Source organism: Pseudomonas sp. FA-1, from assembly GCF_056856075.1.
The window spans coordinates 257,395-278,284 of record NZ_JBWXTH010000002.1; the positions used below are offsets into that span (position 1 = coordinate 257,395).

General features: G+C 65.3%; 17 protein-coding genes. 8 read left to right on the forward strand and 9 right to left on the reverse strand.

Annotation, left to right across the window (positions count from 1 at the left end; all coding sequences use genetic code 11):
• Position 1 precedes the first annotated feature (1 nt).
• On the forward strand, positions 2-2,050 hold the full coding sequence (locus AC1MHZ_RS05205; RefSeq protein ID WP_482966102.1) for a PhoX family protein: 2,049 nt from the start codon (positions 2-4) through the stop codon (positions 2,048-2,050).
• 214 nt (positions 2,051-2,264) lie between these two features.
• On the opposite strand, the gene gspK is transcribed toward AC1MHZ_RS05205, so the two are convergent.
• Positions 2,265-3,230 (reverse strand): type II secretion system minor pseudopilin GspK, encoded by a 966-nt coding sequence (gene gspK / locus AC1MHZ_RS05210; protein WP_084856722.1) that lies wholly within the window; start codon positions 3,228-3,230, stop codon positions 2,265-2,267.
• A 142-nt stretch (positions 3,231-3,372) separates the two neighbouring features.
• Between gspK and tatA the strand changes: the two genes are divergently transcribed.
• Genes tatA through tatC form a run of 3 tightly spaced genes read left to right on the forward strand, consistent with a single transcriptional unit; the run spans position 3,373 to position 4,648 of the window.
• Positions 3,373-3,603 carry a twin-arginine translocase TatA/TatE family subunit gene (gene tatA, locus AC1MHZ_RS05215; RefSeq protein ID WP_084856720.1) on the forward strand — a complete coding sequence of 77 codons (231 nt, stop codon included), beginning with the start codon at positions 3,373-3,375 and terminating at the stop codon, positions 3,601-3,603.
• On the forward strand, positions 3,603-3,881 hold the full coding sequence (gene tatB, locus AC1MHZ_RS05220) for a Sec-independent protein translocase protein TatB (protein WP_084856718.1): 279 nt from the start codon (positions 3,603-3,605) through the stop codon (positions 3,879-3,881). The genes tatA and tatB overlap by 1 nt, the downstream gene beginning before the upstream one ends.
• Positions 3,878-4,648 carry a twin-arginine translocase subunit TatC gene (tatC, locus tag AC1MHZ_RS05225; protein WP_465001393.1) on the forward strand — a complete coding sequence of 257 codons (771 nt, stop codon included), beginning with the start codon at positions 3,878-3,880 and terminating at the stop codon, positions 4,646-4,648. Before tatB ends, tatC begins: the two co-directional genes overlap by 4 nt.
• A 72-nt stretch (positions 4,649-4,720) precedes the next feature.
• Here tatC and cutA read toward each other — a convergent pair whose 3' ends face one another.
• Together cutA and purL are read right to left on the reverse strand one after the other, a co-directional pair.
• The gene (gene cutA, locus AC1MHZ_RS05230; protein WP_084856714.1) at positions 4,721-5,032 is read right to left on the reverse strand and encodes a divalent cation tolerance protein CutA; all 312 of its coding nucleotides are present in this window, start codon (positions 5,030-5,032) and stop codon (positions 4,721-4,723) included.
• Between the two features lie 2 nt (positions 5,033-5,034).
• Entirely contained in the window at positions 5,035-8,934 is a 3,900-nt protein-coding gene (gene purL / locus AC1MHZ_RS05235; RefSeq protein WP_324813220.1) for a phosphoribosylformylglycinamidine synthase, read from the reverse strand.
• 321 nt (positions 8,935-9,255) lie between these two features.
• Between purL and mltF the strand changes: the two genes are divergently transcribed.
• Positions 9,256-10,713 carry a membrane-bound lytic murein transglycosylase MltF gene (mltF, locus tag AC1MHZ_RS05240; RefSeq protein ID WP_084856711.1) on the forward strand — a complete coding sequence of 486 codons (1,458 nt, stop codon included), beginning with the start codon at positions 9,256-9,258 and terminating at the stop codon, positions 10,711-10,713.
• Positions 10,714-10,733: 20 nt separating this feature from the next.
• Here mltF and tadA read toward each other — a convergent pair whose 3' ends face one another.
• From tadA to AC1MHZ_RS05270, 6 genes are all read right to left on the reverse strand, one after another.
• On the reverse strand, positions 10,734-11,213 hold the full coding sequence (tadA, locus tag AC1MHZ_RS05245) for a tRNA adenosine(34) deaminase TadA (protein ID WP_368829797.1): 480 nt from the start codon (positions 11,211-11,213) through the stop codon (positions 10,734-10,736).
• Complete coding sequence (locus AC1MHZ_RS05250; protein ID WP_482966103.1) at positions 11,213-12,595, reverse strand: multicopper oxidase family protein; 1,383 nt, start codon at positions 12,593-12,595, stop codon at positions 11,213-11,215. Before AC1MHZ_RS05250 ends, tadA begins: the two co-directional genes overlap by 1 nt.
• Positions 12,596-12,770: 175 nt before the next feature.
• Positions 12,771-14,348 carry a glutamine-hydrolyzing GMP synthase gene (gene guaA, locus AC1MHZ_RS05255; RefSeq protein ID WP_084856706.1) on the reverse strand — a complete coding sequence of 526 codons (1,578 nt, stop codon included), beginning with the start codon at positions 14,346-14,348 and terminating at the stop codon, positions 12,771-12,773.
• A gap of 78 nt (positions 14,349-14,426) precedes the next feature.
• Positions 14,427-15,896 (reverse strand): IMP dehydrogenase, encoded by a 1,470-nt coding sequence (guaB, locus tag AC1MHZ_RS05260; RefSeq protein WP_084856704.1) that lies wholly within the window; start codon positions 15,894-15,896, stop codon positions 14,427-14,429.
• An 86-nt stretch (positions 15,897-15,982) separates the two neighbouring features.
• A complete protein-coding gene (locus tag AC1MHZ_RS05265) occupies positions 15,983-16,540 on the reverse strand; it encodes a sugar ABC transporter ATPase (protein WP_084856702.1) in 558 nt (185 codons plus the stop codon).
• A gap of 46 nt (positions 16,541-16,586) precedes the next feature.
• Positions 16,587-17,342, reverse strand: a complete 756-nt coding sequence (locus AC1MHZ_RS05270) for a sulfite exporter TauE/SafE family protein (RefSeq protein ID WP_084856700.1) — start codon at positions 17,340-17,342, stop codon at positions 16,587-16,589.
• Positions 17,343-17,439: 97 nt separating this feature from the next.
• On the opposite strand from AC1MHZ_RS05270, the gene AC1MHZ_RS05275 reads away from it, so the two are divergent.
• Genes AC1MHZ_RS05275 through AC1MHZ_RS05285 form a run of 3 tightly spaced genes read left to right on the forward strand, consistent with a single transcriptional unit; the run spans position 17,440 to position 20,576 of the window.
• Positions 17,440-18,345 carry a LysR family transcriptional regulator gene (locus tag AC1MHZ_RS05275; protein WP_324814142.1) on the forward strand — a complete coding sequence of 302 codons (906 nt, stop codon included), beginning with the start codon at positions 17,440-17,442 and terminating at the stop codon, positions 18,343-18,345.
• Positions 18,346-18,365: 20 nt separating this feature from the next.
• Positions 18,366-19,745, forward strand: a complete 1,380-nt coding sequence (xseA, locus tag AC1MHZ_RS05280) for an exodeoxyribonuclease VII large subunit (RefSeq protein ID WP_482966104.1) — start codon at positions 18,366-18,368, stop codon at positions 19,743-19,745.
• A gap of 3 nt (positions 19,746-19,748) precedes the next feature.
• Entirely contained in the window at positions 19,749-20,576 is an 828-nt protein-coding gene (locus AC1MHZ_RS05285) for a M23 family metallopeptidase (RefSeq protein ID WP_084856696.1), read from the forward strand.
• The last annotated feature ends 314 nt before the right edge of the window (positions 20,577-20,890 follow it).

Here is a 20,890-nt window from a genome sequence, read left to right on the forward strand (position 1 = left end):
GATGAGTCGAGATACCGGCGACAACCTGGACCGCAACCCAAGCGACAACCTGCCAATGGCCAGCGTCATGGACGCGTACCTGAGCCGTCGCAGCGTGATGCGCGGCAGCCTTGGCGCAGCGATCGCCATGATCGCCGGTACCGGTCTGACAGGCTGCTTCGACGGCGGCGGCTCCGACCACGACGATGCCCCCGCGCCCGAGCCGGAAAATCCGAAACTCAAACTGGGCTTCCAGTCCATCCCCGGCTCGCGCACCGATGCCTGCGTGGTCGCCGCGGGCTACAGCGCCTATGTCCTGGCGCCCTGGGGCACGCCGCTGAACCGCAACGCCAACCCATGGAAGGCCGACGGCAGCAACACCTCCACCGACCAGGCCAATGCCATGGGCATGCACCATGACGGCATGCACTTCTTCCCCATCGACGGCCGCTCCGACGATGGCCTGCTGGCGATCAACTTCGAGTACATCGACGCCGCTGCCCTGCACCCCAACGGACCGACCACCGACCTGGACGGCAAGCGCCCGGTCGAGGAGGTGCGCAAGGAGATCAATGCCCACGGTGCCGGTGTGGTGCGCCTGAGCAAGGTCAACGGCCGCTGGCAGGTGGTGGACAACGACCCGCTCAACCGCCGCTTCACCACCGCCTCGCTGATGGACATCGCCGGCCCGCTGCGCGGCACCGACCACGTCAAGACCAAGTTCTCGCCCACCGGCACCCAGTGCCGCGGCACCAACAACAACTGCGGCAACGGCTACACGCCGTGGGGCACCTACCTGACCTGCGAAGAGAACTGGCCCGGCATCTTCGTCAACAAGGCCACCCGGCCAGAGGACCAGGTGCGTATCGGCGTGGCCACCGCCAACGGCCAGTACAAGTGGGAGAGCGCAGCCGGTGACAGCACCGAGGTGAATGACGAATTCGCCCGCTTCGACATCACCCCGAGCGGCGCCAGCGCCACCGACGACTACCGCAACGAAGCCAGCACCTACGGCTACATCGTCGAGATCGACCCGTACAACAGCGCGACCCTCGCCACCAAGCGCACCGCCCTGGGGCGCTTCCGTCACGAAGGCTGCTGCCCGGGCCTGCCGGTGGCCGGCAAGCCCCTGGTCTGGTACATGGGCGACGACTCGAACAACGAGTACCTGTATAAGTTCGTCTCCGACGCCGTATGGAGCGAGGCCGATGCCAACCCGTCCGACCGCCTGGCGACCGGCGCCAAGTACATGGACAAAGGCAAGCTCTACGTAGCGCGCTTCAATGCCGACGGCACCGGCAAGTGGCTGCTGCTCGACGTGGCCACCCCGACCACCGGCGGCAGCACCCTGGGCGCGCTGTACGGCGACCTGCCCGGCATCATCCTCAACACCCGAGGTGCCGGCGACGCTGTGGGCGCCACGCCGATGGACCGCCCGGAGTGGACCACAGTCAACCCACTCAACGGCGACGTCTACCTGACCCTGACCAACAACAGTGCGCGCACGCCGGACAAGGTGGATGCCGCCAACCCTCGCGGGCCGAACCGCCACGGCCACATCATCCGTTGGCACGACAGCGACGATCACCTGAGCTTCACCTGGGACATCTTCGTGTTCGGCGCCAATGCCGATGGCACCGCGGACATCAACCGCTCCGGTCTTACCGAACTGAACCAGTTCGCCAGCCCCGACGGTATGAGCTTCGATAGCCGGGGCGTGCTGTGGTTCGAGACCGACAACGGTGAGAAGAGCGTGACCAGCTACACCAACGACCAGTTGCTGGCGGTCATCCCGACCGACCTGGTGGACGCCAACGGCAAGCAGGTGCCGGTCAATGCCAAGAACCAGGTGGACCTGCGCCGCTTCTTCGTCGGCCCGAACGGGTGCGAGGTGACCGGTATCGCCTTCACGCCGGACAATAAGACGTTGTTCGTCAACATCCAGCACCCGGACAACTGGCCGTCGACCGACAAGGCGACCGACGTGACCCCGGCAGGCACCACGGTGCGGCCACGGGCTTCGACGGTGGTGATCCAGCGTAACGATGGCGGGGAGATCGGGACGGTCTGACCCAACGGGGCCGCGTTGCGGCCCAATCGCCGGCAAGCCGGCTCCCACCTGCCCTGCGCTGTTTCAAAGACATCGCCATACCGGTGGAAGCTGGCTTACCAGCGATAGGACCAGGGCAAGCAACCAAGACAGTTGCACCCACTTGTCCTGCGCTGTTTTCAGAGACACCGCCGTACCTGTGGGAGCCGGCTTGCCGGCGATTGGTTCTCGCCTTTCACCAGAGAACTGGCGACCTACTGCTGACCCGCACCTGCTGCGCCGGCACCCTCGCATGCCATTGCACCACCCCCTGTGCCTGCACCTGGAACTCGCTGCGCAGGGTGCGCCCTTCTTGTTCGAATGACAGCTGCAACAGGAAGTAGCCACTGTTGAGCAGCAACCCCTCGCTCAGCCGTTGGAAGGTCTCGTCGTCCACCGCCCCCAAGGCCTGGCGCAGTGCCGCCGCATCCACGTAGCCAGACGCCGGCCTGCCGCTGACAATACGGCTGAGCAGCGAACGGGGAAAACGGCCTTCATAGACGGCATCGAGCAATGGCAGGTGCTCCAACCCCAGTGCGTTGGCATTCAAGCGCCAGCCACGGGTCTCGGGCAAGGCGCAGAGCATCGGGTAGCGCGCCTGGCGGCCGGGGTCAGGCTCGAGCAGCAGGTTCAGCTCGCTCATGTCCAGCATCGGCTGGTTGGCCGCCAGCCTTGGTGGCCGCTGACGCAGGTACTGGGCGCTTTCGGCCCCTTGCAAGCGAGCATCGCTGTCGGCATCGAGCCAGTCGGCCAGGGCCTGCACCAGCCGCTCGGCCGCCATGTCGTCGCCGAGCAGGTAGCGCAGCTGGCGCTCGGCACGTTCGCCATCCTCGCCGAGCAAGGCGTTGACGTTGAAGCAAGTGTGCTGGTCGCGCACCCGCAATCGGGCGGTGCCGGCGCCAAAGTCATAGTCTAGCGGTTGACCGCGCAAGGCCTGCCAGAACAACGGGCTGGCCCGCCATGCCGGGTCGCGCAGGGCCTGGCTGGCATAGGCCAGGCCGGCCTGCTCCATCGCCCGCACCTGCACCCGTTGCTGCAACAACCGCACGTCGTCCACCTGATGACGGCCATCCTCCACCAGCCAGGCCAGGCCACCGGCGAGCATCGCCAGCGCCACCAACACCATCAGCAATGCTGCCCCACGCTGTCGCCTACCGCCCATCCTGCCCATCCCTGCGCCTGCCAAAAGCGCCAGTCAACACGGCGCGTGTTTCAGGCAGATGGCAACGCCAGCGTTCATGTGCACGTCATCTAAGGCAGGCAGGATCGTCGTTCCTTTTCATGACCTTACAGGAGTGGTCGCAATGGGTGGCATCGGAATCTGGCAATTGGTGATCGTGCTGTTGATCGTCTTCCTGCTGTTCGGCACCAAGCGTCTGAAGGGCCTGGGTAGCGACGTGGGCGACGCGATCCAGGGCTTTCGCAAATCCATGGGCAGCGGCGCGGAAACAGAGCCGACCAACGCCCAGGTACAGCAACAGGCTCCGCTGACCGGCCAGGCCGCCCAGCAGCCGCAAGCGGACCGCCAGGCCTGATGTTCGAGGTAGGCTTCACCGAACTGTTGCTGGTGGGCATCGTCGCTCTGCTGGTACTGGGCCCCGAGCGTCTGCCCGTGGCGGCGCGTACCGTCGGTCGTGGGCTCGGCCAGGCACGGCGGGCCATGCAGGCACTACGGGCGCAGGTGGAACGGGAAATCGACCTGCCGCCACTGGACAGCCAGCCCCTGCAGCGCCTGGAACAGCAGATCCGCCAGGGCGTGAGCCTCGAGGCCCCGCCTGCGACCACCACCCCGGCCAAGGAGCACAGCGCATGAGCACTGCCATGGAACAGGAGGCGCGCATGCCCTTGACCGAGCATCTGCGCGATATGCGCAAGCGCCTGGTACGCAGCCTGCTGGTGGTCGCTGTGGTGTTCGCCGGGCTGTTTCCCTTCGCCCAGACGCTCTACACCTTGATCTCCGAACCCTTGCGGCGCTTCCTGCCGCAAGGCGCCAGCATGATCGCCACCAGCGTCACCTCGCCCTTCCTCACGCCGTTCAAGCTGGCGGCGATGTGCGCACTGTTCGTCGCCATGCCAATGCTGCTGCACCAGGCCTGGGGCTTCATCGCGCCGGGCCTGTACCGCCGGGAGCGGCGCATTGCCCTGCCCTTGCTGGTGTCGAGCATCCTGCTGTTCTATGCCGGCATGGCGTTCGCGTTCTTCCTGGTGTTTCCGATGATGTTCGGGTTCTTTGCCAGCGTCACCCCAGAAGGGGTGGCAATGATGACCGACATCAGCCAGTACCTGGATTTCATCATGGCGCTATTCCTGGCGTTCGGCCTGGCGTTCGAGATTCCCGTGGCGACCTTCATCGTGGTCTGGGCAGGGCTTGCCGATGTGGCCACACTACGACGCAGCCGGCCCTACGTGATCGTCGGGTGTTTTGTGGTGGGGATGATCCTGACGCCGCCGGACGTGTTTTCACAGACCCTGCTGGCGGTGCCGATGTGGCTGCTGTTCGAGGTGGGGTTGCTGGCCTGTGCGGGGTTGCGGCGGCCTGAGGGTGGGCACGATTCAGCAGTGCAAGACCTGCGTCTGTAGGGGCGGGCTCGGTGTGCGGCTGCTGCGCAGCCGATCGCGGGACAAGCCCGCTCCCACAGAGTCCGGTGTGGTCTAGAACTCGGCGAGGCGCCAGACCTCGTAGGCCGGCGTCTCGTACGGGTGGCTCGCCTTGAGCGCGGCGACGACCTGTGCGACCAGGTCGTCGGCCACCACCAGCTCCACCTTCCATTCCTGCACCTGCTCGACCTGGCCAGCCTGCCCGAGGAACGGCTGGCTACCGTCCAACGGGCGGAACTGGCCCTGGCCGAGGGTTTGCCAGGCGCAGTGGTCGTAGTCACCGATGCGCCCGCCCCCAGCGGCGAACACGGCCGCCTTGACCACATCCACGTGGCTCGGCGGCACGAAGAAGGCGAGCTTGTACACCCTTAGTTCACCCAGACACGCGCATTGCGGAACATACGCATCCAGGCACCGTCTTCCTGCCACTCATCCGGGCGCCAGGAGTTCTGCACGGCACGGAACACACGCTCGGGGTGCGGCATCATGATGGTCACGCGGCCGTCGCGGCTGGTCAGGCCGGTGATACCACGCGGCGAGCCGTTCGGGTTGGCCGGGTAGGCCTCGGTGACCTTGCCATGGTTGTCGACGAAACGCAGGGCCACGCAACCGGACAGGTCGGCTTCCAGCAGGGCCTCTTCGCTGGCGAACTCGGCATGGCCTTCACCATGGGCGATGGCGATCGGCATGTGCGAACCGGCCATGCCCTGCAGGAAGATCGAGTTGGACTTCTGCACCTCGACCATGGCCACGCGCGCCTCGAACTGCTCCGAGCGGTTGCGCACGAAGTGCGGCCAGTATTCGGTGCCCGGGATCAGCTCGTGCAGGTTGGACATCATCTGGCAACCGTTGCACACGCCCAGGGCGAAGCTGTCGTTGCGCGCGAAGAACGCCTGGAAGGTGTCACGGGCACGGCTGTTGAACAGCGCCGACTTGGCCCAGCCCTCGCCGGCCCCCAGCACGTCACCGTAGGAGAAGCCGCCACAGGCCACCAAGCCCTTGAAGGCTTCGAGGTCGACACGGCCAGCGAGGATATCGCTCATGTGCACGTCGATGGCCGCGAAGCCGGCGCGGTCGAAGGCTGCCGCCATCTCGACCTGGCCGTTGACGCCCTGCTCGCGCAGGATCGCCACTTGCGGACGCACGCCCTTCTTGATGTACGGCGCGGCGATGTCCTCGTTGACGTCGAAGCCCAGCTTGACCGACAGGCCAGGGTTGTCTTCTTCCAGCAGGACGTCGAATTCCTGGTCGGCGCAGTCGGCGTTGTCGCGCAGGCGCTGGATCTGGTAGCTGGTCTCGGCCCACTGGCGCTGCAGCAGACGACGGTCGTCGTCGAACAGCACTTCGCCGTTCAGGCTGATGGAGACTTCGCCATTGTTGACCGGCTTGCCGATCACCGCGACGCACCCTTCGCCCAGGCCGGCAGCGCTGAACTGCGCGAGCACGTCCGGGGTGGCATCCTGGCGAACCTGGATGACCGCACCCAGCTCTTCGTTGAAGAGGATGGCCGCCACGTCGCGCTTGCTGTCGGTCAGCGGATCGAGTTGCAGATCGAGACCGCAGTGGCCGGCGAAGGCCATTTCCAGCACGGTGGTCAGCAGGCCGCCGTCGGACCGGTCGTGGTAGGCCAGCAGGTGGCCGTCGGCGTTCAGGCCTTGGATCACGGCGAAGAAGGCCTTGAGATCCTCGGCGTCGTCGACGTCCGGCGCCTGGGCACCGATCTTGCCGTAGGTCTGGGCCAGGATCGAGGCACCCATGCGGTTCTTGCCACGGCCCAGGTCGACCAGGATCAAGTCGGTCTCGCCCTTGTCCATGCGCAGTTGCGGGGTCAGGGTGCCGCGAATGTCAACCACCGGGGCGAAGCCGCTGACGATCAGCGACATCGGCGCGGTGACGCTCTTCTGCACGCCATCCTCGTTCCACTGGGTCTTCATCGACATGGAGTCCTTGCCCACCGGAATGGTCAGGCCCAGTTCCGGGCACAGCTCCATGCCGACGGCCTTGACGGTGTCGTACAGGCGAGCGTCTTCACCCGGATGCCCGGCAGCGGACATCCAGTTGGCCGACAGCTTGATATCGGAAAGCTTCTCGATGCGGGCGCCGGCCAGGTTGGTGAGCACCTCACCGATGGCCATGCGGCCGGAGGCCGGAGCGTCGAGCAGGGCCAGCGGGGTGCGCTCGCCCATGGCCATGGCTTCGCCGGTGTAGACGTCGAAGCTGGTGGCGGTGACCGCGCAGTCGGCCACTGGCACCTGCCACGGGCCGACCATCTGGTCACGGGCGACCAGGCCGGTGATGGTGCGGTCGCCGATGGTGATCAGGAAGCTCTTGCTGGCCACGGCCGGGTGACGCAAAACGCGTTCGACAGCCTGGTCCAAGTCCAGCTCGCTCGGGTCGAAGTCATCACCCAGCTCGGCCTCGCGGGTGACCGAACGGTGCATGCGCGGCGGCTTGCCCAGCAGCACGTCCAGCGGCATGTCGACCGGGGTGTTGTCGAAGTGGCTGTCGGTGACGGTGAGGTGTTTTTCCTCGGTGGCTTCGCCGACCACGGCGAACGGGCAACGCTCGCGCTCGCAGATGGCCTTGAAGCGCTCGAAGTCCTCGGCGCTGACCGCCAGCACGTAGCGCTCCTGCGACTCGTTGCTCCAGATTTCGTGCGGGGCCATGCCCGGCTCGTCGTTGGGCACGTTGCGCAGCTCGAAGCGGCCGCCGCGGCCACCGTCGTTGACCAGCTCGGGGAAGGCGTTGGAGATACCGCCGGCACCGACGTCATGGATGAAGGCGATCGGGTTCTTGTCGCCCAGCTGCCAGCAACGGTCGATGACCTCCTGGCAACGGCGCTCCATTTCCGGGTTTTCGCGCTGTACCGAGGCGAAGTCCAGGTCGGCCGAGCTGGCGCCGGTGGCCACCGACGAGGCGGCGCCGCCGCCCAGGCCGATCAGCATGGCCGGGCCGCCGAGCACGATCAGCTTGGCGCCGACGGTGATCTCGCCCTTCTGTACATGGTCTTCACGGATGTTGCCCATGCCGCCGGCGAGCATGATCGGCTTGTGGTAGCCACGCACTTCTTCGCCGCGCGGGGTGTTGACCGCCTGTTCGAAGGTGCGGAAGTAGCCGGTCAGGGCCGGGCGGCCGAATTCGTTGTTGAACGCAGCGCCGCCCAGAGGGCCTTCGACCATGATGTCGAGGGCGTCGACGATGCGGCCCGGCTTGCCGTAGGCCTGCTCCCAGGGCTGCTCGAAGCCCGGGATGCGCAGGTTGGAGACGGTGAAGCCGGTGAGGCCGGCCTTGGGCTTGGCGCCACGGCCGGTGGCGCCTTCGTCGCGGATTTCGCCGCCGGAGCCGGTGGAGGCGCCGGAGAATGGGGCGATGGCGGTCGGGTGGTTGTGGGTCTCGACCTTCATCAGGATGTGCACCGGCTCCTGCACCGCGCCGTACTGGCGGGTTTCAGGGTTCGGGAAGAAGCGACCAGCGACGTTGCCGACGATGACCGAGGCGTTGTCCTTGTAGGCCGACAGCACGCCTTCGCTGTGCATCTGGTAGGTGTTCTTGATCATCCCGAACAGGCTTTTTTCCTGGGCCTGGCCGTCGATGTCCCAACTGGCGTTGAAGATCTTGTGGCGGCAGTGCTCGGAGTTGGCCTGGGCGAACATCATCAGCTCGATGTCGTTCGGGTTGCGCTTGAGGCCCTGGAAGGCATTGACCAGGTAGTCGATCTCGTCTTCGGCCAGGGCCAGGCCCAGGTCGATGTTGGCCTGGGCCAGGGCGGCGCGACCACCGCCGAGGATGTCCACGGAGGTCATCGGCTTGGGCTGGGCATGGCTGAACAAGTCGGCGGCATCTTCGAGGCGGCCCAGGACGCGCTGGGTCATGCGATCATGCAGCTCGGCGGCGACGGCGGCCGCGTCGGCATCGGACAGCTCGCCGGCGACGTAGTAGGCAATACCGCGCTCCAGGCGCTGGATACTCTGCAGGCCACAGTTATGGGCGATATCGCTGGCCTTGCTGGCCCAGGGCGAAATGGTGCCCAGGCGCGGCACGACCAGGAACAGGCGGCCGCTCGGCTCCTGGACCGGGACGCTCGGGCCGTACTTGAGCAGACGGCCCAGCACCTGCTGCTGGTCGGCGGTCAGCTCGCCATCGACATCGGCGAAGTGGGCGAATTCGGCATACAAACCAGTAACAGCGGGTACTTTCTGGCTCAGTTGCTCGAGTAACTTACCGTGGCGGAAGGCAGAAAGGGCAGGAGCGCCGCGCAGGATCAACATCGTCGGGACAGCCTCAGGAAGGGGTGTGCTTAGAGGCCGTGCATTCTAGCCTAATTCGTACGGTTTCGGCACCCGCTCTAAGCCACGGCTGCCGGGCGGCGGAACCGGACTTTGCGGTCAAAAAATTATCGCTTCCATGCCTTGCAACCGCTACCGGCCTTTCGCCGGCAAGCCGGCACAGGGTACGGCACACCCCTTGCGGGGCCGGCTTGCCGGCGATCGGGCCAGGGCGGACCTGGGGCACACCACAAGGCTCGCTACCAGACAGTCCGTATATTGTCGAGATATGGCGGGGCCAGTCCTTTGCGTATACTGCAACCTATGTTCGCCCACACTGCTTTGCGCCAGCGCTGCGCCAGATGGCTCTTCGCAACCGGACTCTTCCTGATGCTCGGTGCCTGTGTTGAAAAACCCAGCACCCTAGAACGCGTCAAGGAAGACGGCGTGCTGCGCGTAATTACCCGCAACAGCCCGGCCACCTACTTCCAGGACCGCAACGGCGAAACCGGCTTCGAGTACGAACTTGTCAAGCGTTTCGCCGACGATCTCGGCGTGAAACTGGAAATCGAGACGGCCGACAGCCTCGACGAACTGTTCGACCAGTTGGGCAAACCCTCAGGCCCGGTACTGGCCGCCGCAGGCCTTGTCAGCAGCGAAAAGCGCACTGCCCAGGCAAAGTTCTCCCATCCGTACCTCGAGGTGACCCCGCAGGTCATCTACCGCAACGGCCGCTCCCGGCCCACCAACGTCAAGGGGCTCATCGGCAAGAAAATCATGGTGCTCAAGGGCAGCAGCCATGCCGATCAGCTGGCTGAACTGAAAAAGCAAAATCCTACGTTGGAATACGAAGAGTCTGATGCGGTCGAGGTCGTCGATCTCCTGCGCATGGTCGATGAAGGGCAAATCGACCTGACCTTGGTGGATTCCAACGAGCTGGCCATGAACCAGGTCTACTTCCCCAACGTGCGCGTGGCATTCGACCTGGGCGACTCCCGTGACCAGCGCTGGGCGCTGGCGCCCGGCGAGGACAATAGCCTGCTCAACGAGGTCAACGAGTTCCTCGACAAGGCGCAGAAGAACGGCACCCTGCAACGCCTGAAGGAGCGCTATTACGGCCATGTCGACGTGCTCGGCTACGTTGGCGCCTATACCTTCGCCCAGCACCTGCAGCAACGCCTGCCCAAATATGAAAAGCACTTCCGCGCCTCCAGCAAGGTCGAGCAGGTGGACTGGCGCCTGCTGGCAGCGATCGGCTATCAAGAGTCCATGTGGCAACCGGAAGTCACGTCCAAGACCGGCGTGCGCGGCCTGATGATGCTCACCCAACGCACCGCCCAGGCCATGGGCGTGTCCAACCGCCTGGACCCCAAGCAGAGCATCCAGGGTGGCGCCAAGTACTTCGTGCTGGTCAAGAGCCAGCTCGACGACAGCATCAAGGAGCCTGACCGTACCTGGTTCGCCCTGGCCGCCTACAACGTCGGCAGCGGCCACCTGGAGGACGCGCGCATGCTGGCCAAGCGCGAGGGGCTGAACCCGAACAAATGGCTGGACGTGAAGAAGATGCTGCCGCGCCTGTCGCAGAAGCAGTGGTACCGCAAGACTCGCTACGGCTATGCCCGCGGCGGCGAGCCGGTGCACTTCGTGGCCAACATCCGCCGCTACTACGACATCCTCACCTGGGTGACCCAGCCACAGCTCGAAGGCCAGGTGGCCGAAGGCAGCCTGCATGTGCCGGGGGTCAACAAGGACAAGCCGGCGGAACAGTCGCCGCCGATGTAGGCCGCTCCTACAGGGGCGCGCTAGCCCTTGGCGCGCCTGGCCTTGAAGAACTCGCTGAGTATCTGCCCGCACTCCTCGGCCAACACCCCTCCCTCGAACATCACCCGATGGTTCAGAAAGCCTTGGCTGAAGAACTGCCCCTGGCTCTGCACGATCCCTGCCTTGGGCTCCAGCGCTCCATACACCACCCGGGCGATGCGCGAATGCACGATCAAACCGGCGCACATGCTGCACGGCTCCAGGGTCACGTAGAGGGTGCTGCCTGGCAGCCGGTAGTTGCTGGCGGCCTTGGCCGCCGCGCGGATGGCCACCATCTCGGCATGGGCACTGGGGTCGCTGTCGTTGATCGGACGGTTGAAACCCTGGCCGATCACCTGGCCATGCTGCACCAGCACCGCACCCACCGGCACTTCACCCATGGCGGCGCCCTGGGCGGCCAGGTCCAGGGCCAGGCGCATGAATTCCTGGTCGCGGCTGCGATCGATGATCTGCGGGCGCATCAGACCACCGCGATCGCGGCCATCAGGCCGGTTTCCATGTGGTCGATCACGTGGCAGTGGAACATCCAGGTGCCAGGGTTATCCGCCACCAAGGCGACTTGGGCCCGTTCGTTCTTGCCCAGCAAGTAGGTGTCGGTGAACCACGGTTCGACGATCTTGCGTCGATTGGAGGCGATCACCTTGAAGCTCATGCCATGCAGGTGGATGGGGTGCTGGTACTGGGTCATGTTCTTCAGTTCCAGGATGTAGCTCTTGCCCTTGGTCAAGGTGGCGATAGGACGCTCGGCACAGGTCTTGTCGGTGATGTCCCAGGCCTGGCCGTTGATCTGCCAGAGGCTCGGCGGCCGGCCGTTCTCGGTACCCACTGAAACCTTGCCGGCCCACTCGAAATTGAAGTTGAGTTTCTCGGCGTTCTCCAGGTCCGGCTCGGCGATTGGGTTGGCAGGCAACGCTTCGGGCCAATCACCCGGTGCCTCGTGGCTTGCCACCGAGCGCAGGGTGCCCAGGCGCACGAAGCCGTCGCGCAGGGAAATTTCCTCGCCCGCTTCAGGGATGCGAATGGCCAGGCAGATCCGCATGCCCGGGCCGAGCCAGTAGTCGTCGTCCAGCGGCCGTGGGGTGATCGGGTTGCCGTCGAGTGCGTAGATCCTGGCCTCGCAGTTGCCCTTGAGGTTGATGCGGTAGGTCCAGGTGTTGTCCAGGTTCAGCAACCGCACCCGCACCACCTGCCCGGCCGGCAACTCGGTGACCGACCCTGCCTGGCCATTGATGGTGATCAGGCGCCCGGCGGTACCGTTGCGCGCCGCCTCCCGGGGGATGCTGAAGGGCAGCCAGGCGCCCTGCTCATCCACGTGCCAGTTCTTCAGGCTCAAGGTGCGCTCATGCCTGAACCCGGTAGGCTCGCGCTCCTCGACGATCAACGGCCCGACCAGGCCGCGCCCCAGTTCCTCGGAGCTGCTGACATGGGGGTGATACCAGTAGCTGCCGGCATCCGGCACGCGGAACTTGTAGTCGAAGAACTCGCCAGGCTTCACCGGCAGCTGCGACACGTAGGGCACGCCGTCCATTTCCAGCGGCAGGCGGATGCCGTGCCAATGGATGGTGGTTTCCACCGGCAGGTGGTTGATGAAGCGCACCCGCAACCAGGTCCCCTGGCGCACACGCAGCTCGGTGCCCGGAGCCGAGGGGCCAAAGGCCCAGGCCTCGGTCTTGAAGCCCGGTACCAGTTCGACGTCCAGGGGCGCGGCGATCAGTTCATAGTCATGCCCGGCATTCTCGTCCTCGACCTTGCCCAGCCAGTACCGCGCGACGCCTCCCGCGCCCAGGCCAACCACCACCAGGCCGGTCAGGCCCTTGAGCATTTGTCGACGGGTAAAGGACATCGGTGCGGGTACCTCGTTTCTGCGCAATCAGTCTGCCAGTGGGCTGGCAATGAAGGGCGAATACGATACACCTGCAATTGAGAAAGATTAAGTGAAGAGTGCCTTTTATGGGCGCGGCCTTGTGTCGCGACGCCAGATACGACAAGGGCGCCTTGCGGCGCCCTTGTGGCTCAACTCATTCCCACTCGATGGTGGCCGGCGGCTTGCTCGACACGTCATAGGTGACGCGCGAGATACCGTCGATTTCGTTGATGATGCGGCCGCTGACGGTCTCCAGCAGCTCGTACGGCAGGTGTGCCCAGCGAGCGGTCATGAAGTCCACGGTCTCGACGGCGCGCAGGGCCACGACCCAGGCGTAGCGACGGCCATCGCCGACGACGCCGACAGATTTCACCGGCTGGAACACCACGAACGCCTGGCTGGTCTTGTGGTACCAGTCGGCCTTGCGCAGTTCTTCGATGAAGATGTGGTCAGCGCGACGCAGGATGTCGGCGTATTCCTTCTTCACTTCACCGAGGATACGCACGCCCAGGCCCGGGCCCGGGAATGGGTGGCGGTAGACCATGTCGTACGGCAGGCCCAGCTCCAGGCCGATCTTGCGGACTTCGTCCTTGAACAGCTCGCGCAGCGGCTCGACCAGCTTGAGGTTCATTTCCTCCGGCAGGCCGCCGACGTTGTGGTGCGACTTGATCACGTGGGCCTTGCCGCTCTTGGCGCCGGCCGACTCGATCACGTCCGGGTAGATGGTGCCCTGGGCGAGGAACTGGATGTTCTCCAGCTTGCTGGCCTCGGCGTCGAACACGTCGATGAAGGTGCGGCCGATGATCTTGCGCTTCTTCTCTGGGTCGGTCTCGCCGGCCAGGTTGTCGAGGAACTGCTTTTCAGCGTCGGCGCGGATCACCTTGACGCCCATGTTCTCCTTGAACATGGCCATCACCTGGTCACCCTCGTGCAGGCGCAGCAGGCCGTTGTCGACGAAGACGCAGGTCAGCTGGTCGCCAATGGCACGGTGCAGCAGCGCGGCAACCACCGAGGAGTCGACACCGCCGGACAGGCCCAGCAGGACGTTGGCCGAACCGACCTGCTCGCGCACCTGGGCAATGGCGTCTTCGACGATGTTGGATGGGGTCCACAGGGCCTCGCAGCCGCAGATGTCCTGCACGAAGCGGGACAGGATGCGACCGCCCTGCTTGGTGTGGGTCACTTCCGGGTGGAACTGCACGCCGTAGTAGCCACGGGCATCGTCGAACATGCCGGCGATCGGGCAGCTCGGGGTGCTGGCCAGGATATTGAAGCTGCCCGGCATCTGGGTGACCTTGTCGCCGTGGCTCATCCACACGTCCAGGCCCAGTACGCCGTCATCGTCGACATGGTCTTCGATGCCGTCGAGCAGGCGGCTCTTGCCGACCACGTCGACGCGGGCATAGCCGAACTCGCGCAGGTCGGAACCTTCGACCTTGCCGCCCAGCTGCTCGGCCATGGTCTGCATGCCGTAGCAGATACCCAGCAGCGGTACGTTCAGGTCGAAGACGGCCTGCGGCGCGCGCGGGCTGTTGGCTTCGTGAACGGACTCCGGGCCGCCGGCGAGGATGATGCCGCGCGGGTTGAAGGCACGGATCGCTTCATCGTCCATGTCGAACGGGTGCAGTTCGCAGTAGACGCCGATCTCGCGCACGCGGCGGGCGATCAGCTGAGTGTACTGGGAACCGAAATCGAGGATCAGGATGCGGTGAGCGTGAATGTCGAGGGCCATGACTCAATCTCGTCAGTGGAAATCGGAAACGACGCGGGGCTGTCATGACAGCCCCGCTAACAGGTGTTGCTGGAAGCCTCAGCCTACGCGGTAGTTTGGCGCTTCCTTGGTGATCTGCACGTCATGCACGTGGGACTCGGCCATGCCGGCACCAGTGATGCGCACGAATTCCGGCTTGGTGCGCATCTCGTCGATGGTTGCGCTGCCGGTGTAGCCCATGGAGGACCGCAGGCCGCCCATCAGCTGGTGGATGATCGCCGCCAGGGCGCCTTTGTAGGGCACGCGGCCTTCGATGCCTTCCGGAACCAGCTTCTCGGCACCGGCCGAAGAGTCCTGGAAGTAACGGTCCGAGGAGCCTTGGGCCTGCGCCATGGCGCCCAGCGAGCCCATGCCGCGATAGGCCTTGTAGGAGCGGCCTTGGAACAGCTCGACCTCACCCGGGGCCTCTTCGGTACCGGCGAACATCGAACCCATCATGACGCACGAGGCGCCCGCCACGATGGCCTTGGACAGGTCACCGGAGAAGCGGATGCCACCGTCGGCGATCAGCGGCACACCCGTGCCTTCCAATGCGGCGGCGACGTTGGCGATGGCGCTGATCTGCGGCACGCCGACACCAGCGACGATGCGGGTGGTGCAGATCGAGCCTGGGCCGATACCGACCTTGACCGCGTCGGCACCGGCCTCGGCCAGAGCCTTGGCAGCAGCGCCGGTGGCGATGTTGCCGCCGATCACCTGCACGTGCGGGTAGGTCTGCTTGACCCAGCGAACGCGGTCGATCACGCCCTTGGAGTGGCCGTGAGCGGTGTCGACCACCACCACGTCGACGCCGGCGGCAACCAGGGCGGCAACACGCTCGCCGGTGTCCTTGCCGGTGCCGACCGCGGCGCCGACGCGCAGGCGACCCTGGTCGTCCTTGCTGGCCAGCGGGTAGGCCTTGGCTTTTTCGATGTCCTTGACGGTCATCATGCCCTTGAGGTTGAACTTGTCGTCGACGATCAGGACTTTTTCCAGGCGGTGCTTGTGCAGCAGCTCGCGGACTTCGTTCTTGTCGGCGCCTTCGCGCACGGTGACCAGGCGTTCCTTGGGCGTCATCACCTCGCGCACCTTGGCGTCCAGGCGGCTTTCGAAGCGCACGTCACGGGAGGTGACGATACCGACCAGGTCGCCGTTCTCCAGCACCGGAACACCCGAGATGTTGTTCAGGCGGGTCAGGTCGAACAGGTCGCGCACGGTGGCGTCGGCGTCGATGGTGATCGGGTCTTTGACCACGCCGGCCTCGAACTTCTTGACCTTGCGGACTTCGGCAGCCTGCTGCTCGATGGTCATGTTCTTGTGGATGATGCCGATGCCGCCTTCCTGGGCCATGGCGATGGCCAGGCGCGCTTCGGTCACGGTATCCATGGCGGCGGAGACCAGCGGGATGTTCAGCTCGATGCCGCGGGTCAAACGGGTCTTGAGACTGACTTCATTGGGCAGTACCTCGGAATAGCCAGGTACAAGGAGGATATCGTCGAAGGTCAGGGCTTCTTGGCTGATACGCAGCATCGCGGGGGCTCCCGGGCGGGAAAAATGGAAGCGCGCCATTATACTCATCCACGGCGCGCCGCTCAATGCAAAATAAGGGCCTTCGGTCAGCCTTGCGGCAGTTTCACCTGCACCACCGCCACTGGCTGGTCCAGCCAGTCGGCGAAGCTGTCGAGAAAGGCCTGGGTGAACCCGGCCTCGCCCCAGTTGTTGAAGATGAAGCCCAGGTTGGAAAAGGCACATGGCTGCAGGAAAAGAAAGCCGTTGATGTCGTCCTCGAAGCCGCACAGCGGGCAGGTGAAGTTGTCCGTCACCCCGGGCATCCACTCTTCCAGGCTTTCGAACAGCGGCTCGCCGATTTCACGCCGGCATTCGGGGCAACCGGCCTCTTCGAGAAAGCCCTCGGTGGGTGTATAGATGCAGCGCTTGAGCATCACCTCCAGGCCGTTGACCTGCTCGCCGAAGGGTAGCCGCTCGGGGTGCAGCGCCACCTTGCGTGCACCTTCGGCCAGGGCATGCCCCATGCGGTTGCCGGTGCGGCCACAGGTGCTGAGCGGCTCCTCGACGATCTTCTCGCGCACCAGCCAGCGCAGGATCGCCCGGGCGCGGGCTTCGTGGACCGGGACAGTGGAGAGTTTGGGAACGATGATGCTCTGGGTGTTCATGAACGAAACGGGCCTGCGGACTGCGGTAATGATGAGATTCTACCGCTCAGCCACCGAGGTAGCGACCGATCAGCGCCAGCCCGCTGGCCAGCACCAGCCAGGTGACCACGCGCACGAAGGCCTCACGGGACAGCTTCGAGGTCAAGTGCCGGCCTAGCCAGAGCCCGACAGCCATCACCGGCAGCAGGCAGGCCGCGAGCCACAACAGGTGGGCATCGGCATACGCCCCGGCGATGACAAACAGCGACAGGCGCACCACCGTGCTGCAACTGATCAGCGCGCTCTGGGTCGCCCGCGCCTGCTCCGTGGAGTCCAGCCGGGCATTGAGGTAGATCGCATAAAGAAAGCCCCCGCTGCCGAACAAGGCGCCGAACAACCCACCCACCGTGCCCATCGGCACTGCCCAGGCGCCTGCCAGCCGCGCGGGCCGCACCTTTATCGCCAGGCCGTACACCGCATACCCCGTCACGAACAGCCCCATCAGCAACAAGAGAAGGTCCGACTTCAAGTGCAGCAGGAAGACCACGCCCAGGGTGCAGCCCACCGCCATGCACGGCAACAACTTCAACAGCTCGCTGCGCGCCACCGCCCTGCGCGAGGGTAGCCAGTTGCCGAAAGCTGCCACGAAGTCCAGCAGCACAAGCAGCGGGATGATCTGCGACAACGGCATGAAATGAATCAGTATCGGCCCCGCCACCAAGGCGGTGCCGAAGCCGGCGATGCCAAACACAATGTAGGCGATGCCAACACCCAGCAGGATGGGCAACCAATCAAGACCGGAAAAGGGCAGTTGGACGAGCATGGACACGATTCCTGACAAGACGCAGATAGGTTAGCCAGCCATGAGCCATGCCGACTAATATGCTTTTTCACTCTTAGCCATCTCGAAAAGGCATGCCATGACCTCCATCCGCCAACTGCGCTACTTCGTGGAAATTGCCGAGAACGGCAGCTTCAGCGCGGCTGCCGAGCGGCTGTACGTTGCCCAATCGGCCTTGAGCCGGCAGATCAAGGAGCTGGAGCAGGAGCTTGGCACGCCGCTGTTCGAACGCACCGCCCGCCAGCCACGCCTGACCGAGGCCGGGCTGGCGTTTCTCGACCGCGTCCGGCACCTGCTGGCGGACCTGGACAAGGCCGAACGCCTGGCCCAGGAGATTGGCCAAGGCTTGCGCGGTAGCCTGCGCCTGAATCACTCCAGCACCGTACCCTTGACCGGACGGCTGCTCGAGCGTCTGGGCGGTTATCTGGAAGCCAACCCAGGGGTTTCCCTGGAGATCGCCCAGCAATCGTCGGAAGCGCAGTTGGACGATATCGCCAAAGGACGTCTGGAGGTCGGCCTGCTTCGCCTGCCCGTATTGCGCCAGCACCAGGACGTGGAAACCCATACCCTGTTCAGCGAGCCATTGCTGCTGGCCGTGGCGGCAGGCCATCCACTGGCAAACGCCACGCAGGTCGGCCTGGACCGATTGCGGGACGAGCGCTTTATCTCCATTCCCCACCGGCAGCGAGGGGGGCTGAGCTATCTGTCCGCTTCGTTGTGCATGGCGGCGGGGTTCTTTCCACGCGCCGCACAGGTCGTGTCGCGCAAGACCACCCAACTGCAACTGATCCAGGCCGGCTTCGGGGTGGCGCTGTTGCCGTCCTGCATGCGCGACATTGCGCCAGCCTCGGTGCACTTCGTACCGCTGGATGAGCCTTGCCAGAGCACCGTGGCCCTGGCATGTCGACGAGGTGCAGGAGACCTGGTGCGACAATTCATCTCGGCGATGCAAGGCGCGAGCGCCAACACAGACAACCAGGCGTGATGTCCTTTATGATGCCCGCCATGATCAGAGATCCCTTCGAACGACTCGGCCTGGACCGCGAGGTCCTCACCGTCAGCCAGCTCAACGGCCGCGCCCGCGTGCTGCTCGAGGATGTGTTCCGCAGTGTCTGGGTGGAAGGCGAGATTTCCAACCTCGCCCGCCCGGCCTCCGGGCACATGTATTTCACCCTCAAGGACAGCGGCGCCCAGGTGCGCTGCGCACTGTTCCGGCAGAATGCCGCGCGTGTGCGCCAGGCCATGCGCGACGGCCTGGCCGTGCGCGTGCGTGGCAAGATCTCGCTGTTCGAGGGGCGTGGCGACTACCAGCTGATCCTCGACACCGTCGAGCCGGCCGGCGATGGCGCCTTGCGCCTGGCCTTCGAGGCGCTGAAGGAAAAGCTCGGTGCCGAGGGCCTGTTCAGTGCCGAACGCAAGAAACCGCTGCCGGCCCACCCGCAACGCATCGGCATCGTCACCTCGCCCACAGGCGCGGTGATCCGCGACATCATCAGTGTGTTCCGCCGCCGCGCGCCGCAGGTCGAACTGAACCTGATCCCCACCGCCGTTCAGGGGCGCGAGGCCATCGGCCAGATCGTCCGTGCCCTGCGCCTGGCCGACAGCCAAGGCTACGACGCCGTGATCCTGGCCCGCGGCGGTGGTTCGCTGGAGGACCTCTGGTGCTTCAACGAAGAAGATGTGGCCCGCGCCGTGGCTGCCTGCGTGACGCCCATCGTCAGTGCCGTGGGCCATGAGACCGACGTATCGATCAGCGACTTCGTCGCCGATGTGCGCGCGCCGACGCCCTCGGCCGCCGCCGAGCTGCTGGCACCTGACAGCAGCGGCCTGCAGCAACGCCTCGACAGCCTGCAGCGGCGCCTGCTGCTGCGCATGAAGAACCGCCTGGCCCACGACCAACTGCGCCTGGACGGCCTGGCCCGGCGCCTGCGCCACCCCGGCGAGCGTCTACGCCAACAGGCCCAGCGCCTGGATGACCTGGACATGCGCCTGCGGCGTGCCTTCATGCTCACCCTGAACCAGCGCCACGAACGCCTGGGCCGCCTCGACACGCGCCTGGCAGCCCAACATCCAGGCCGGGCGCTGAAGCTGCTCGGCCAGCGCCTGGACGCCCTCGCCAAACGCCTGCCACGGGCCATGCGCGAGGTGCTCAAGGACCGCCGCCAACGCTTCCAGGCCCAGCTGCAGACCTTGCAGGTGGTCAGCCCCCTGGCCACCCTCGCGCGCGGTTACAGCATCCTGCTCGACGAGCGCGGCCAGGCCATCCGCAGCGCCGCCCAGACCCACAACGGCCAACGCCTGACCGCACGCCTGAACGAAGGCGAGCTCAAGGTGAGGGTCGAGGACAACCACCAGACCCCGGTCACCCTTTCGCTACTGGACTGATACATGCCCCGCCTGCTCGCGCCCCTGCTCGCTCTTTCCCTGCTGCTGCTCGGCACCCATGCCCAAGCCAGCTACATCACCCGCCAGCTGAACAAGCCGGTACCCGGCGGCGTGGCAGTGGTCGACCTCGGCCCCGCCGCCACCGCGCCCAGCGCACGTTTCGACGGCAAGCCGGTGTTGGTGGTTCAGGAACAGGGCAACTGGCTGGCCATTGTCGGCATTCCGCTGACCCAGAAACCCGGCCCGGCCGTCGTCACCCAAGGCTCGCGCACCCTGCCCTTCACCGTCGGCAGCAAGAAGTACCCCGAGCAGCACATCACCTTGAAGAACAAGCGCCAGGTCAACCCCAACCCTGCCGACCTCAAGCGCATCGACCGGGAACTGGCCGAACAGATCAAGGCCTATCGCAGCTTCAGCCCCACCCTGCCGAGCAACCTGATCCTCGACAAGCCGGTCACCGGCCCTTTGTCGAGCAAGTTCGGCGTGCGCCGCTTCTTCAACGGCGAGGAACGCAACCCCCACGCCGGCCTGGACTTCGCCGTGCCGGCCGGCACGCCGATCAAGACCCCAGCCAACGGCAAGGTGATCCTGGTGGGCGACTACTTCTTCAATGGCCGCACCGTGTTCGTCGACCACGGCCAGGGGTTCATCAGCATGTTCTGCCATATGTCGAAGATCGACGTGAAGCCGGGGCAGGTACTGCGCCGCGGCGAGGTGGTCGGCCGCGTGGGCGCCACCGGGCGGGCGACCGGGCCGCACATGCACTGGAACGTCAGTCTCAACGACGCACGGGTCGACCCGGCGATCTTCATCGGCGCCTTCCAGCCCTGAATACAGCCCAGGCTCCGCTTGCTTCGTGGGAGCAGCGGTCCGACTTGCCCCGCGATTCAGGCGGCCCAACGAACGCCGTTAGCGCGCCTTTGCAAAGACCGCGCAAGCAACGCCGGACTTTCCAGAAAAGCGAGCGATAAAATCTCGAAACAACGAGTTTTTTGAGCATTTCTATCAATTTTTCCTGAAGGCTTGCCATCCCTCACCCCACTGGTTAGGGTTGAGGCATGAAAACCTCCAGCACCCTCATTCTGCTCCGCCAACACCGCAGCCTCTGCCTGGTCAGTGCACGACTACCAGGGTGAATCGCGTCG

Coding starts and splice junctions, on each gene's coding strand:
- AC1MHZ_RS05205 (WP_482966102.1), top strand. CDS start 2: ATGAGTCGAGATACCGGCGACAACCTGGACCGCAACCCAAGCGACAAC.
- gspK (WP_084856722.1), bottom strand. CDS start 3,230: ATGGGCGGTAGGCGACAGCGTGGGGCAGCATTGCTGATGGTGTTGGTG.
- tatA (WP_084856720.1), top strand. CDS start 3,373: ATGGGTGGCATCGGAATCTGGCAATTGGTGATCGTGCTGTTGATCGTC.
- tatB (WP_084856718.1), top strand. CDS start 3,603: ATGTTCGAGGTAGGCTTCACCGAACTGTTGCTGGTGGGCATCGTCGCT.
- tatC (WP_465001393.1), top strand. CDS start 3,878: ATGAGCACTGCCATGGAACAGGAGGCGCGCATGCCCTTGACCGAGCAT.
- purL (WP_324813220.1), bottom strand. CDS start 8,934: ATGTTGATCCTGCGCGGCGCTCCTGCCCTTTCTGCCTTCCGCCACGGT.
- mltF (WP_084856711.1), top strand. CDS start 9,256: ATGTTCGCCCACACTGCTTTGCGCCAGCGCTGCGCCAGATGGCTCTTC.
- tadA (WP_368829797.1), bottom strand. CDS start 11,213: ATGCGCCCGCAGATCATCGATCGCAGCCGCGACCAGGAATTCATGCGC.
- AC1MHZ_RS05250 (WP_482966103.1), bottom strand. CDS start 12,595: ATGTCCTTTACCCGTCGACAAATGCTCAAGGGCCTGACCGGCCTGGTG.
- guaA (WP_084856706.1), bottom strand. CDS start 14,348: ATGGCCCTCGACATTCACGCTCACCGCATCCTGATCCTCGATTTCGGT.
- guaB (WP_084856704.1), bottom strand. CDS start 15,896: ATGCTGCGTATCAGCCAAGAAGCCCTGACCTTCGACGATATCCTCCTT.
- AC1MHZ_RS05265 (WP_084856702.1), bottom strand. CDS start 16,540: ATGAACACCCAGAGCATCATCGTTCCCAAACTCTCCACTGTCCCGGTC.
- AC1MHZ_RS05270 (WP_084856700.1), bottom strand. CDS start 17,342: ATGCTCGTCCAACTGCCCTTTTCCGGTCTTGATTGGTTGCCCATCCTG.
- AC1MHZ_RS05275 (WP_324814142.1), top strand. CDS start 17,440: ATGACCTCCATCCGCCAACTGCGCTACTTCGTGGAAATTGCCGAGAAC.
- xseA (WP_482966104.1), top strand. CDS start 18,366: ATGATCAGAGATCCCTTCGAACGACTCGGCCTGGACCGCGAGGTCCTC.
- AC1MHZ_RS05285 (WP_084856696.1), top strand. CDS start 19,749: ATGCCCCGCCTGCTCGCGCCCCTGCTCGCTCTTTCCCTGCTGCTGCTC.